Origin of the sequence: Streptomyces sp. NPDC091280 (genome assembly GCF_044768565.1) — a bacterium.
Taxonomy (GTDB): Bacteria; Actinomycetota; Actinomycetes; order Streptomycetales; family Streptomycetaceae; genus Streptomyces.
In genome coordinates this window covers 293,299-306,089 of record NZ_JBIVUZ010000004.1, presented here as the reverse complement: position 1 = coordinate 306,089, position 12,791 = coordinate 293,299, and the positions used below count along the sequence as shown (strand labels likewise).

The following is a 12,791-nucleotide window of genomic DNA, read 5'->3' as shown; positions in this document are numbered from 1 at the left end:
GATGGCGTACCCGAGGAGGGAGTCCATCGCCGTCCCGCACGCGGTGGCGGTCCTGTCCACCACGCGCGGCAGTGGAGCGACACTGCTGACGGCGGCGGCCGGACTGCTCATCGACGACGCGGTGGGCCGGGTCGGGCAGTCCGTGATCCTGATGGACGCGGACATCGACGGCGGCGGGCTGACGGCGCTGACCCGCTCCTGGAACGCCACGTCCGAGGCGCGGGTCGACGGTCTCCTCGGTTTCGCGGAGGGCCGCGTGGAGTTGGCCGGTCGGCCCGTGTCCCGCTGTCTGCGGCATGCGTACACGGGTGCCGAACCGCGGCAGGACATGGTGCTGTTCCCTCTCGGCCCGGGCGACAAGCCGGGCGAACGCCTGCCGACCGACGGAACGCTGGAGGAGATCGTCGGGACCGCTGTCGACCGGCTCGTGGAGTTGGGGGGCTGTCTCATAGTCGACTGTGGTGACAGCCGTACACAGGTCACTCTTGAGGTGTGCCGTCGGGTCGAACACATCATCCTGGTGGGGCAGTTGGGGCCGGAGGGCGGCGGGGAGACCGAGCGGCTCCGGTCGTGGCTGGCGGACCGGGGGCTGGGCTCGAAGGTCATCGGCTGGGTGTGCAACAGCCCGAGCGGCGAGCAGTCCTGCACGGGCGCCCCGGTCGGCGTCGACACCCCGCTGATGCGCCTGCCGTACGACCGCCCCGCTGCGGCGACGGTCGCCCTGGGCAGGCTGCCGGACGGCACCAGTCCACTGCTTCTGGCCTTGTGCGCGCATCTGCGTGAGCTGTGGCCGGACGTTCTGAACGACGGGGCAATGGGGGCGAGATGAGTGACGACAGGGCTGTGTCGGCGAGGGAATCGGGCGTACCGGAAGCGCGTGAGGGGCCGGTTTCCGCTGGACCGGAACGCCCTCCCGCCGCCCGGCCCCCGGAAGTCCACCGCGCGGCTCATGTGACCGACGACAGCGACGTGTTCGTGGAGTTGTGCGGGAAGGCGCTGAGCGAGGACGGCCTTCACCATGTCGCGGAGTACCGGTGGGGCGTGTTCAACTACTCGGCCGACATCCTGGACCGGCTGCCCACGTCCCAGGGCGGCGGGTTCGGCGGGGAGGAACAGGACGGCAGGCGACGGTGGTTCGTCCGGCTGGGTCGTCAACTCCACTACATCCTGGGCCGGATGGACCATGTGCTGCGGTCGGTCGACAGCGGTCGCCTCATCCGCAGCGTGCTCCAGTTCGGCGACGGCGCCGTCTTCCACTACTACTTCCGCGCGGACGACTACCTGACCGGGGTCTCGCTGGGCGCCCACACGGCGGACGCGGGCGACCGTGCCATGGCGGAGCTGGTGGGCGCGTTCCGCCGCGAGATCGGGCTCCCTCTCATGAATCCGGGCGGCTTCGAGACCGAGTCGCCGGCGCCGGTGACAGAGCGGCGGCTCGGTGCCAAGGAGCCCCTCCAGGCCAGGGAGGGTGATTGGGGCACGCCGGAGCCCGCCGCGTTCGCGCGCTGTGTCGACGCGGTGACCACCGAAGGGCTGCACTACGCGGGCTACTTCGCCCCGGGCACCGGCCGCTTCAGTGCCGATGTCTTCGACGATCCCGAGCTGTCACGCTTCTTCGGCGGCCTCAGCCGGGACGAACGGCGCACCCGATACTCGGAGTTGGGCGTGCGCCTGCACTATGTCGTGGCGCGGCTCAACCAGTCCCTGCGCGCGGTGATGCCGGGCCGCCTCACCCGGGTCGTGCTGGACGTCGAAGAGGGCGCCCTGTTCTACGCCGACCGGTCCGACGGCCACTTCCTGCTCGGGGTCACCCTGGACCAGAGCCAAACGGCCTGGGCCGACCGGCAGATGACCCGGCTGGTGCACCTCGTCTCAGCCACGGCCGGTGAGGAACCGGACGAAAAAGACTGAACTCCGACGACAAGGATGACCATTCGCTCATGCGGGTAAGCCGCAAGTGCGAACCGCGGGCGTTCGGTCCCGGCGCGCGACCCACTGCTGAGACGCTCATCGCCGTAGGGAGTCCGCCGGATCGGAGCGAGTCATGACCCGCACGCTGAAAACCGCACGTCATTTATGGATCATGCTCGCGGTGCTCGGCTCCGGCTGGCTCCTGTCCTCCGTCACGGGAATCGACTCCGTGACGCACTCCCCGGCCTACCCGCTGATCATCTCCGCACTGCTCGCGATCGGCCTCTACGGTTCGACCTCGGGCATCGATCTGGCGGAGGCACAGGGCGATCTGCGGACGCTGCTCCTGGCCGTGACGGTGGGTGTGCTGGCCAAGGCCGCGCTGATCGCGCCGGTGCTGTGGCTCGCGGCCGGGCAACCGGCGTACATGATTCTGGCGGTCACGGTCGCTCAGATCGACCCCCTGTCGGTGGCCGCGCTGCGCTCCCGTTCCCGGATGTCCGAGCGCGGCAAGGCTGTTCTGTCCATCTGGTCCTCCTTCGACGATCCCGTCACCATCCTGCTCACCGCCTATCTGGCTCCGGTGGCCCTGAACGCCCTGGATGCCACCACGACTGCCTCCGCCCTGCCGGTGTCACCCACCGCGTACGCCCTGACCACCGCGGGGAACGCGGGACTGGTCGCGGCGGCCGGCCTCGTCTGGTTCCTGTTGCGCCGGGGCGGCCGGCCCGATTCCCCGCTCCGCACCCTGGCCTGTCTCCTGGCACTCTGCGGGCTCCTCGCCGCGGCCAGTGTGTACGGGCTGATGCTCGGCGTGGCGGTCATGGGCCTCTTCTACCGCCCGCGTCCGCTGCTGCCGGCGCTCGGTCTGCTGCTGCGCGCCGCCTACTACTCGGCGCTCTTCGCGCTGGGCATGCTGCTGCTCGACGGCGTCGAGCCGGTGCCCGGCATCGCGCTGGGGGTGGCCGCCTTCGGCGCGCAGATGGCCGTCGGCTGGGTCATCGCCCATGACCTGGACCGGTTCGACCGGGTGTCCCTGGCCCTGGGCCAGCAGAACGGTGTGACGGCGGTCATCCTGGCCCTGGCCCTGAAACCGGCCTTTCCCCGTACGGTCGCGATCGTCGCCCCGGCCATCGTCGTGGTCAACGTCCTGCACTTCGCGGCGAACGAACTGTGGACCCGGCGCCAGCCGCCACCGGTCGAACCGGACCGTGACAAGGACGGCCGCCGCGACGGCCGTTCGGCCGTTCCGGGCCGCCACTCCGCCGCTGTCGATCTGCTGGTACCGGGTCAGTGACCGCGCCGTGCCACCGGCTCAGGCGTTCGAGGCCGGCTCCCACCACAACCCCCCTTCCGCCGTCACACCCCCACCCTGAGTGACACGGAACCCCCACCCCTCCCCAGCCGGCTCGCACGTGACGTACGCCGGTGGGTCCCAGTCGGTGAAGCGGGACGCCGTCATCCGGCAGGCGGTCAGGCGGGCGGAGGGGTTGCCGCTTGTCAGGCATACGGCCTGGCGGGCGGCTTCCAGGAGGGCCATGCCGGGGATGTGGTCGCTGGGGTGGTCGAAGAAGAGGGGGTGTCTCAGGTCGGCCGGTGTCACCCGCAGGGAGCCCGTTCCGTCGCGGGCCAGCATGACGCCTCCGGGGGCGGAGGCCGAGACCGCGGTGGGTGGCAGGCGGTGGATGTCCTCGCCCGGCGGGGGGAGCGCGTCGGCCCGGGTGCCGCGCAGGCGGGCGTACTCGTCCTCGGTGAGGATGCGGGCCCGGCCCTCGGCGCTGCCGAACTCCGTTTCGCCCGCCGAGAGTTCGAGGCTCAGGCTCAGCGCGACGGGCCATGCCAGGCCCTTCGTGCGGCGGACATCGTAGACCCTGGCTCGGCAGGTCACGTCCGTGGCTCCGTAGCCGACCACGGGTTCGGTGGCGGGGTCGAGGCGGAAGCCGATGGTCTTGATGACGGCCTTGCTCCGCCGGGGGACGCCCAGGAAGCGCTGGGTGACGTAGAGGCAGCTCTGCCGGAGGGTCTCGGCGATCAGGAGGGGGTCGTGGCGGTCGCCGGAGCCGGGGCGGAACGTGGTGTGGGAGCGTGACCACTGCGCGGCGAGCAGGTAGCGGTCCTCGCCCAGCGCGTGGCCGTCGGTCAGCAGGACCTCCGCGACCGACTTCCGGTGGACGAGATTCCGCGGTACGGAGCGCTCCCAGCTCAGCGTCGGCACGGTCGCCCCGCCGAAGGGGGGAGACTCGGTTGATTCCTTCATAAAATAATAGGATGCGTGATTCTTGTGGGTGTGGATAAGAAATGCCGTGCTGTCCGATAGATTCGCCTGAAAAGACGATTCGGCGTGAAGGGCAAGGGTCGTTGAGGGCGATGCAAGAACGCGCGGAAGCCACCCGGCGAGCCGTCCTGGCGGCGGCGGCAGTGCTGTTCGAACAGCAGGGTTACGTCGGGACGAGCATCAGCGACGTGGCGCGGCGGAGCGGCTACACCAGCGGCGCCATCTACTTCCACTTCGGCAGCAAGGAGGGCCTGGCCGCGTCCGTCCTCGAAGCCCACTTCGGTGAATGGCCCCGGCTGGTGGAGAGCTGGACCACGCTCGAAGGGCCCGTCCTGGACCGGCTGGTGGGCCTCAGCCTCGCGGTGGCGCGGGAGTTCCGCGACAACGTGATCGTGCGGGCGGGCAACCGGCTGTCGAACGAGAGCCGGTCCATCCCCACCGAACTGCCGCAGCCCTTCGTGGGCTGGATCGAGACCGTCGCCCAACTCCTGGCCGCCGCACGGGAGAACGGCGAGATCGTCCCCGAGACGGACACCGAGCGGGCCGCGCGGGTGATCGTCGCCGGGTTCTTCGGCACCCACACCGTGTCCGCCGCCCTCGACGACCGCCGGCACGTCGAACAGGCCGTCGTCGACCTCTGGCTCTTCCTGCTCCCCGCCCTCCAGACCGATCCCGACCCGCACGGCTGCCTGGACCGCGCCCGCACCCTCCTGGACCGGACCCCCGGGCCGAGGTCCGCCGCGTAGCCGATACGGCGTGCAGCTGATACGGCGCGCAGGCCGTCCGTCGCGCAGACGTCCCGTCGCGCAGGCCCGCGCTACCGCGCGCCCCACCCGATCGAGTGATGCCGTCCTGGGCATCGGTGTCTCCCCTCCTCAGAATTGAACATAACGATCGCTATGTTCTGTGCTGCGCAATTTCTGCTACGAGGTGAGACGCATGCCTTCCACGCACCGTACCGGGGGAAATCCCGGGGCCGGCTCCGGTACGAACCCCTTCGAAGCGGCCTACCGCGCTCTCTTCGACGCATTCGACGACGACGGAAGCCGGACGCTCTCACGCGCGGAAATCGTCGGGAATCTCCGCGCCACCGGAATCCTGGAGGACGATCCCCGGATTCGGGACATCCTCGACGCGACGCGGGAAGGGGACGGCGCCCATGTTCTCCGGCGTGAGGTGGGGTTCGCGGAATTCGTGGCCCTGATCCAGCGGCACAGTGGGCTGTTGCAGCGGGCGATGCGGAATTCCCTCGTCGTGCCGGACTTCCCGGCGCTCACCGAGGAAATCGATCGGATCCACCGTGATCTCCTTCCGGTGCGCGGCGGCCGGGTGGCCGACCGCATTTCCGGACTAGCGCGGATCGACCCGGACCAGTTCGCGATCTCGCTGTGCACCGTCGACGGCCAGCGGCACGGCGTGGGGGACGCCGACTTCCCGTTCTCCGTCGAGGAGGTGTCCGAGACCGTCAGCCACTGCATGGCGTGGGAGGAACACGGCGTCGATGTCACGCACCGGCACATCGGGCGGGAACCGACCGGTCGGGGCTCCGGCGAGTTCGCGCTCGACCGTCGAAGCGGCCCGCGCCATCCCGTGATCGACTCCGGGGCGCTGCTGAGCTGCGCGCTGATCCGCCCCGAACTGCCCCTCGCCGACCGGTTCGAGCAGGTGGCCCTGACCTGGCAGCGGCTGGCCGGGGGCAGGCGGGTCGGTGTCGACGAGTCCGGCCGGCTCTCCGCGCGGCAGAGGGCCGACCGCGAGGTCGTGCTCGGTCGGGTGTCTCGGGAGAGCGGGGCTCTCCCGCCGGGCACGGACCTGTCGCAGGCGCTGGACCTCTACTTCCGTTGCTGCGCCGTCGAGTTGGACGCGCGGACGCTGGCGGTGGTCGCCGCCGCCCTCGCGAACGGAGGGGTGTGTCCGCTGACCGACGACCGGGTCTTCGGCCGGGAGACCGTGCGGCACTGCCTCTCGCTGATGTCCTCGTGCGGGATGGACGACTTCTCCGGCGAGTTCGCGTTCACCATCGGTCTGCCCGCCAAGAGCGGGGTGTCCGGCGCGCTCATGGTGGTGGTCCCCGGGCTCATGGGGGTCTGCGTGTGGTCCCCCCGGCTGGACGAACTCGGCAATTCGGTACGAGGGATCGAGTTCTGCCGTCAGCTGGTGAAGAGGTTCGAGGTGCGTCCGCCCGTCTCGGTCGTCCGCGGCGCCCGGCGCAAGGACCCGCGCAAACGTCCTGACCAGAGCGCCGCCGAGAGTGTCGTCGCGCTGTGCTGGGCCGCCAGCCAGGGCGATCTGGACGAGGTCCGCCGGCTGGCGTCCGTCGCCGGCACGGACCTCAGCACCGGCGACTATGACGGCCGTACGCCCCTGCATCTCGCCGCGGCCGAGGGCCATGTGGAGGTCACCGGCTATCTCCTCGCCCACGGCGCGAACCCGGCGGCGACCGACCGCTGGGGCGGCACCGCCCTCACCGACGCCCGGCGCGGCGGCCACACCCGTGTCGCGGAACTCCTCGACCCGCACACTCCGGTCGACCGGTAGCGGTCCGCCACGACGCCTCGCCCCGGGCGGCGGCCACGGTCCACCGCGCGTCCGTGGGCGTCAGTCCTTGTAGTCCGGGGCGATGCGCTCCACCAGGCGGAGCAGTGCCGACCAGGCGAGGTCGTAGGCCTTGTCGTCCTGGAGGTCCGACTGCTGGTCCTCGCCGGTGAGTTGGCGGGCGGTGAGTTCGCAGATGTCGGGCGCGGGGGTCAGGAGCGGGGTGCCCGCGGCGGTCGCGGTGGTCTGGATCTCGCAGGCCTTGTCGAGGTAGTACATGCGCAGGAACGCCTGTGCGGGCGTCTCCCCCACGGTGAGCAGGCCGTGGTTGCGCAGGATCATCGCGGGGTGGCTGCCCAAGTCGGCGACCAGGCGCCGTTGTTCGGCGAGGTTGAGGGCGACGCCCTCGTAGTCGTGGTAGCCGAGCCTGCCGTAGAACTCCATGGAGATCTGGTTGAGCGGGAGCAGGCCGCTCTCCTGGGCGGCGACCGCGCAGCCGGAGCGGGTGTGGGTGTGCAGGACGCAGTGGGCGTCGGGGCGGGCGGCGTGGATGGCGCTGTGGATGACGAAGCCGGCCGGGTTGACCGGGTGGGGGGACTCCTCGACGGGTCGGCCGGACAGGTCGATCTTGACCAGGTCGGACGCGGTGATCTCCTCGAAGAGGAGGCCGTAGGGGTTGATCAGGAAGTGGTGTTCGGGGCCGGGGAGACGGACCGAGATGTGGGTGAAGATCAGGTCGGTCATCCTGAAGTGCGCCACGAGCCGGTAGACGGCGGCGAGTTCGCGGCGCAGCCGGAGTTCTTCCGAGAGGGCGGTGGGGGCGGCGGGGGCGAGCATGCGGGCCTTTCGACGGGGCACGGCACGTGCGGGTGCGGGTGCAGATACGCGCGGTGTATGTGTGGGTGGGGGGTTCGGGATTCGCGGTCGTCAGGCCACGCTCAACTCCGTTGCCACGGGGGGCTGTTCGCCTGCCAGGCGGCGGTGCCAGGCCTGGACGACGGACTCCTCGGTCGGCTTGGTGAGGAGGCTGACGGCGACGTACGCGACGAGGGCGGCCAACAGACCGTAGTAGATGGGCTCGTTGGCGAGGAGGCCGTCGGTGACCATGAGGACGACGACCGTGGTGCCGCCCGCGATCATCGCGGCCATGGCGCCGGGCAGGTTGCCGCGCTTCCAGACGAGGCCGCCGAGGATGGGCACCAACAGGCCGCCGACCAGCAGGTTGTAGGCGACGGTGAGGGCCTCGATGACGTCGCCGAGGGCGCAGGCGATGCCCATGGCGGCGATGCCGAGGACGATGATGGCGAGGCGGTTGGAGCCGATCTCGTCGTCCTTGGAGCCGGTGACCTCGCGCTTGCGCAGGCGGGCCCAGATGTCGTTGTTGGCGACGGTCGCGGAGGCGATCAGGGCGCCGCTCGCGGTGGACATCATCGCGGAGAGGGCGGCGGCCAGCACCAGGCCCCGGACGCCGGTGGGCAGGGCGTGCCGGACGATCGTCGCGAACGCCTCGTCGGCGCTGGGGAGTCGGGGGTAGAGGGTCTTCGTCGCCATGCCGATGACGGCGCCCGCGAGGGCGTAGACCAGGCAGTAGAGGCCGGCGACCGTGCCGCCCCAGGACGCGATTCTGTCGTTGCGGGCGGTGAACACCCGCTGCCAGATGTCCTGGCCGATGAGCATGCCGAAGGTGTAGATCAGCACGAAGGTGACGATGGTCTGGCCGCCGATGGAGGTCAACGAGAAGTAGCCGTGCGGCAGTTCGTCGGCCATGGCGCCGAAGCCGCCGGCCTTCACCACCGCGATGGGCAGCAGCAGGACGAGCACGCCGAGGCTCTTGACGACGAACTGCACCATGTCGGTGAGGGTGATGGACCACATGCCGCCGAGCGCGGAGTAGCCGACGACGATCGTGCCGCCGACGACCACGGCGACCCACCGGGGCACGTCGAACAGGACGTCGAAGACACTGGCGTACGCGATGGTCGAGGTCACGACCAGCATGAGTGTGTAGATCCACATGACCACGCCGGAGATCACGGCGGCGGTGTCGCCGTAGCGCAGCGAGAGCATCTCGGCGACCGTGTACACCTTGAGGCGGGCGATGCGGGCGGAGAAGAAGACGCTCAGCGCCAGCAGTCCCAGGCCGATCGCGAAGACCATGGCGGCGCCCGAGATGCCGTAGGTGTAGCCGAGGCGGACGCCGCCGATGGTGGAGGCGCCGCCGAGGACCACGGCGGCCATCGTGCCGGTGTACATGAGGGGGCCGAGTCGGCGGCCGGCGACCAGGAAGTCGCTCTTGGAGGCGGCGCGTTTCTTGCCCCACCAGCCGACGCCGATGATGCCCAGCAGGTATGCGGCCATGACGAAGTAGTCGACGGTCATCCGAGACCTCCGGGGGAAGGGGTGGTGCTTGGGAGTGGGATGACGTTATAGGCGTTCGCGCTGGCGTCGAAGTGCCGGTTCTGTCCAATATGGAGTCGTCCATTGGATGATTCCGGCAGTCCTGGCGGAATCGCCGGGTCGGGAGGATGTCCCCTCATGACCGAGTCCGAGCAACCGACCGAGCAGCCGTCGGAACAGCCGTCCGTGCCGCTGAGCGTGCTGCTCGCCGACCCCGCCCTCGGTCTGCGCCAGGTCGCCGGTCCGGCCGGGGACCGGCTGGTCAGCACGGTCGGCACGACGGAGATCGAGGACCCGTCGCCGTATCTGGTGGGCGGTGAGCTGCTCCTCACGGCGGGCGTGCGGCTGCCGGCCGACGCGGAGGGCGTCGACACCTATGTACGGCGGGTCGTCGCGGCCGGGGTGAGCGCGCTCGGGTTCGGGGTGGTGCCCGTGCACGACGAGGTGCCGGCCGAGCTGGTCGCCGCCTGCGACCGCCACGGCCTGCCCCTGCTGCGGCTGCCGCCGGCGACGCCGTTCGTGGCGGTCGGGCAGGCCACGTACGCGGCGATCGCCGAGGCCCGCAACCGTGCGCTGCGCGAGATCTCCCGGGCCCAGTCGGCGCTGGCCGCGGCGGCCGCCCGGCCGGACGGGCTGCGGGCCGTGCTCGACCGGCTCAGCGGGCACACCGGCGCCTGGGCCGTGCTGCACGACGCCCGGGGCAACGAGTTGTTCAGCGCGGGTCCCCGGCCCGCGCCGCCCGTGCCGGGGCGGGTGCGCGATCTCGCCGTGCGGACGCTGGCCCGGGTCCGTAGCGGTTCCGCCGGACGGTCCGCACCGGCCGCCGGGGCCGACCACGAGGGCGGTGTCCATCTGACCGCGCACACCCTGCCCGGCGCGGACGGTACCGCGACGGCGCTGGCGCTCGGCCAGGCGACCACCACCGCCCCGACCCTGGTGCACCGGCAGATCACCGGCACGGCGGCCGTCCTGCTGGCCCTGCTCACCAGCCCGCGGCACGCCCTGGGCACGGACACGCACAGCGCGGGCGCCCTGGTACGGCTGATGCTGGGCGCGACCCCGGCGGAGGTGGCGCCCGCCCTCGCGCCCACCGGGCACTGGGTCGTGGTGCACGGCCGGTACGCGACGGCGCCGCCCCCGGGCGACGATCCGGTGCAACTGGCCGCGCTGGGCACCGCGTTGGGCACCCCGTATCTCCAGGTCGACGGCCCGGAGCTGAAGGCGTTGATCCCCGGCGCCTCCGACGCCCGGACCGAAGTGCCCGCGCAGGCGGCCGACTTGGGCTGGGTGCTCGGGTTCAGCGCGCCGGCGCCGGCCTCGGAACTGGCGCGCGCCGACGTCCAGGCCGGACGCGCGCTGCGGCGGGCGCTGGCCGCGCAACTGCCGGCCGTCGTGCACACCAGGGATCCGCTCACCGTCCATGGACTGGTACCGGCCGCCGACGCCCGGGAGTTGGCCCGCGCCCGGTTCGCCCCGCTCGACGACGCCGGGCCCCCGGGCGCGCCGGTCCTGGTCGAGACGCTGCGTGTCTGGCTGACGCTGCACGGCAGTTGGGACCGTACGGCGACGGCCCTGCACGTCCACCGGAACACCGTGCGACACCGCCTGGCGCGGGTCGCCGAACTGCTCGACGTGGACGTGCAGGACCCCGGCACGCGGATGGAACTCTGGTTCGCCCTGCACTGGTTGCCGGACGAGGACCCAGGCGACTAGGTCGTGTCCGCGAAGTCCCGCCTACCTCCCGGGCGAACGACGGGACTTCGCGGGCAGGCCCTAGCGGTGGCCGTCCGAGCGCTTGCGGTGGAGGGTGAAGTTCTCGAACACCGACAGGTCGCCGTTCGGCTTGTTCACGTTGTAGTAGGTCACGTGCATGCGGGTGGTGTCGCCGGGGTGCGCGCCGGGGTCGACGGTGAACGCGGCGAAGCCGTAGGGGTGTTCGGTGTCGCGGACGCCGATCCAGACCGCCTCCTCCTTGGTGTAGGTGGCGGTGCGCTTGCCGTTGGAGCCGGGGGTCGCCGACACGGACGTGATCACCTTGCCGGTGCCGTCCTTGAAGAAGCTCTGGTTCGTGGTGCCCGAGACGCCACCGCCGCCGAGGATCATGTGCACGGTGCCGAGGCCGGTGTCGATGTCGTCGGTGGCCGTGGAGACGGGGTTGGGGGTGAGCGTCTCGGTGCCGCTGACCACTCCGCGCACGGCGAGCGAGCGTTCGTAGTTGTGCTCGTGGCCGCACAGGACCAGGTCGACGCCGTAGCGGTCGAAGAGCGGGCCGTACTTCTGGCGCAGGCCCAGGTCGGCGCCGTTGGCGTCGGTGGAGCTGACCATGACCTGGTGCATGGCGACGACGATCCAGTCGGTGTCGCGCGAGGCCCGGGCCGCCTTCAACTCCTTCTCCAGGAAGGCGAGTTGGCGTCCGCCGGAGTAGCCGCTGATGTAGACGTCGCCGCCGTCCTGGAGGCAGTTGTCGTCGTTCTGGAGCACGATGACCCGGACCGAGCCGGCCGTGAACGCGTAGTAGAGGCCCGCGAGTTCGGCGTCGGTCTCGGTGGACGGCAGGTCGAAGTAGGTCTGGTAGGCGCCGAGTCCGATCGGGCCGTTGGCCTTCTCGATCTCGTGGTTGCCGGCCGCCGGCATCCAGGGGCGGAAGCGCGCCGAACGGGTGTTGTTGGTGAAGAAGTTGTTCCAGGTGCGGACCCGGTCGACGTCCAGGTTGGCGTAGCAGAGGTCGCCGTTGAGCAGGTGGAAGAGCGGTGCGACCTGCTCGATGCCGGTGACGATGTCCTTCGTCGCGGGCGTGGAGTTCGCGTCGAGCCCGACCGTGCCGTTGGCCGCCCAGGTGACCTGCGGGGCGGACTGGTCGCCGAAGCTGGTGAAGGTGATCGGCTTCCGGCCGCGCGGGGCGGTGCGGAACGTACCGCTGTCGGGCGTCGCGCCCTCGTGGGTGGCGAGGTAGAGGTAGTCGGTGTCCGGGGTGAGCTTGTTCAGCGCGGCGTGGTGGACGTAGACGGTGCGGTTGGAGGTGCCGTCGACGTAGCTGACCGTGCGGGCCTTGGCGCTGGAGCCGAAGCCGTGCTCCAGGGTGCCGTAGCGCACGACGGGTCTGGTCACCGGTTTGTCGGTGATCCACGAGACCGTCATCTGGGTGCGCGGGTCCGCCCCGAAGGTGAGGTGCAGGCCCTGGACCGGCGAGGCGCCGGAGGCGTCGGCGGTCAGGTGGAGTGCCGGGGCGGCCAGGGGGGCGGCCTGTGCCGTGCCCGCTCCCAGCAAGGGGGTGACGGCGGCGCCCGCGCCGGCCGTACCGAGCAGACCGATCGCGTGCCGTCGGCTGACCCCCTCGGACGACTGCGCCGAAGCGTCCGGTGTCTCTGTCTGTGCGGCCATGATGCCCTCCCTGGCTGGCAGTTGAGCTGACAACGTCCGCACCCTGGCGCTTCCCGGCGGCTCCTGAGTGAACGGTGCGTTGCCAGACGGTCATCGCATCCCATGGGCCGGTCGGCGCGGGCGATTCTTGCCCCGCGCTTTGCCAGGGGCCGCCACTCCGTTGACACGGACGGCCGCCGGAGGGCGAGCCGAGGGACCGATTCCGGCCACCGCCGCCGCGGTCGGTGCCGCCGGCATCGGTGCCGGTGCGGCGGCGCGCTCGTGGGCCGACACCGCGCCGCAGGTTGTCTAG

Annotated in this window: 10 protein-coding genes and 1 pseudogene; 7 read left to right on the top strand and 4 right to left on the bottom strand. The window is 71.1% G+C overall.

What is annotated here, in order from left to right; all coding sequences use genetic code 11:
- The first annotated feature begins 1 nt into the window (after position 1).
- From ACIQPR_RS14655 to ACIQPR_RS14645, 3 genes are all read left to right on the top strand, one after another.
- Positions 2 to 829, top strand: a complete 828-nt coding sequence (locus tag ACIQPR_RS14655; protein ID WP_403647125.1) for a hypothetical protein — start codon at positions 2 to 4, stop codon at positions 827 to 829.
- A gap of 122 nt (positions 830 to 951) precedes the next feature.
- A complete protein-coding gene (locus tag ACIQPR_RS14650) occupies positions 952 to 1,911 on the top strand; it encodes a hypothetical protein (RefSeq protein WP_403647122.1) in 960 nt (319 codons plus the stop codon).
- A gap of 133 nt (positions 1,912 to 2,044) precedes the next feature.
- On the top strand, positions 2,045 to 3,208 hold the full coding sequence (locus ACIQPR_RS14645; RefSeq protein ID WP_403647119.1) for a hypothetical protein: 1,164 nt from the start codon (positions 2,045 to 2,047) through the stop codon (positions 3,206 to 3,208).
- An 18-nt stretch (positions 3,209 to 3,226) separates the two neighbouring features.
- Here the strand turns inward: ACIQPR_RS14645 and ACIQPR_RS14640 are convergent, their stop codons facing one another.
- Positions 3,227 to 4,168 carry a ScbA/BarX family gamma-butyrolactone biosynthesis protein gene (locus tag ACIQPR_RS14640; protein WP_403647116.1) on the bottom strand — a complete coding sequence of 314 codons (942 nt, stop codon included), beginning with the start codon at positions 4,166 to 4,168 and terminating at the stop codon, positions 3,227 to 3,229.
- Between the two features lie 110 nt (positions 4,169 to 4,278).
- On the opposite strand from ACIQPR_RS14640, the gene ACIQPR_RS14635 reads away from it, so the two are divergent.
- From ACIQPR_RS14635 to ACIQPR_RS14625, 3 genes and pseudogenes are all read left to right on the top strand, one after another.
- A complete protein-coding gene (locus ACIQPR_RS14635; RefSeq protein WP_403647113.1) occupies positions 4,279 to 4,932 on the top strand; it encodes a ScbR family autoregulator-binding transcription factor in 654 nt (217 codons plus the stop codon).
- Positions 4,933 to 5,125: 193 nt separating this feature from the next.
- Positions 5,126 to 5,386, top strand: a pseudogene (locus ACIQPR_RS14630) (hypothetical protein); the annotation flags it as partial.
- A gap of 129 nt (positions 5,387 to 5,515) precedes the next feature.
- A complete protein-coding gene (locus ACIQPR_RS14625) occupies positions 5,516 to 6,724 on the top strand; it encodes a glutaminase (RefSeq protein ID WP_403647920.1) in 1,209 nt (402 codons plus the stop codon).
- Positions 6,725 to 6,784: 60 nt separating this feature from the next.
- On the opposite strand, the gene ACIQPR_RS14620 is transcribed toward ACIQPR_RS14625, so the two are convergent.
- Both ACIQPR_RS14620 and ACIQPR_RS14615 read right to left on the bottom strand, forming a co-directional pair.
- Complete coding sequence (locus tag ACIQPR_RS14620; protein WP_403647917.1) at positions 6,785 to 7,558, bottom strand: class II aldolase/adducin family protein; 774 nt, start codon at positions 7,556 to 7,558, stop codon at positions 6,785 to 6,787.
- Positions 7,559 to 7,648: 90 nt separating this feature from the next.
- On the bottom strand, positions 7,649 to 9,100 hold the full coding sequence (locus tag ACIQPR_RS14615; RefSeq protein WP_403647110.1) for a sodium:solute symporter: 1,452 nt from the start codon (positions 9,098 to 9,100) through the stop codon (positions 7,649 to 7,651).
- A gap of 156 nt (positions 9,101 to 9,256) precedes the next feature.
- Here ACIQPR_RS14615 and ACIQPR_RS14610 point away from each other — a divergent pair, with 156 nt between their 5' ends.
- Positions 9,257 to 10,831, top strand: coding sequence for a PucR family transcriptional regulator (locus ACIQPR_RS14610; protein ID WP_403647107.1), 1,575 nt, complete (start codon positions 9,257 to 9,259; stop codon positions 10,829 to 10,831).
- A gap of 60 nt (positions 10,832 to 10,891) precedes the next feature.
- On the opposite strand, the gene ACIQPR_RS14605 is transcribed toward ACIQPR_RS14610, so the two are convergent.
- Positions 10,892 to 12,499: a purple acid phosphatase family protein gene (locus ACIQPR_RS14605; protein ID WP_403647104.1), complete on the bottom strand. Its 1,608-nt coding sequence runs from the start codon at positions 12,497 to 12,499 to the stop codon at positions 10,892 to 10,894.
- Positions 12,500 to 12,791: the final 292 nt, after the last annotated feature.

Bases quoted from the DNA above. Each gene is read 5' to 3' on its own strand.
- ACIQPR_RS14655 (WP_403647125.1), top strand. From the start codon at position 2: ATGGCGTACCCGAGGAGGGAGTCCATCGCCGTCCCGCACGCGGTGGCG.
- ACIQPR_RS14645 (WP_403647119.1), top strand. From the start codon at position 2,045: ATGACCCGCACGCTGAAAACCGCACGTCATTTATGGATCATGCTCGCG.
- ACIQPR_RS14640 (WP_403647116.1), bottom strand. From the start codon at position 4,168: ATGAAGGAATCAACCGAGTCTCCCCCCTTCGGCGGGGCGACCGTGCCG.
- ACIQPR_RS14635 (WP_403647113.1), top strand. From the start codon at position 4,279: ATGCAAGAACGCGCGGAAGCCACCCGGCGAGCCGTCCTGGCGGCGGCG.
- ACIQPR_RS14620 (WP_403647917.1), bottom strand. From the start codon at position 7,558: ATGCTCGCCCCCGCCGCCCCCACCGCCCTCTCGGAAGAACTCCGGCTG.
- ACIQPR_RS14615 (WP_403647110.1), bottom strand. From the start codon at position 9,100: ATGACCGTCGACTACTTCGTCATGGCCGCATACCTGCTGGGCATCATC.
- ACIQPR_RS14610 (WP_403647107.1), top strand. From the start codon at position 9,257: ATGACCGAGTCCGAGCAACCGACCGAGCAGCCGTCGGAACAGCCGTCC.
- ACIQPR_RS14605 (WP_403647104.1), bottom strand. From the start codon at position 12,499: ATGGCCGCACAGACAGAGACACCGGACGCTTCGGCGCAGTCGTCCGAG.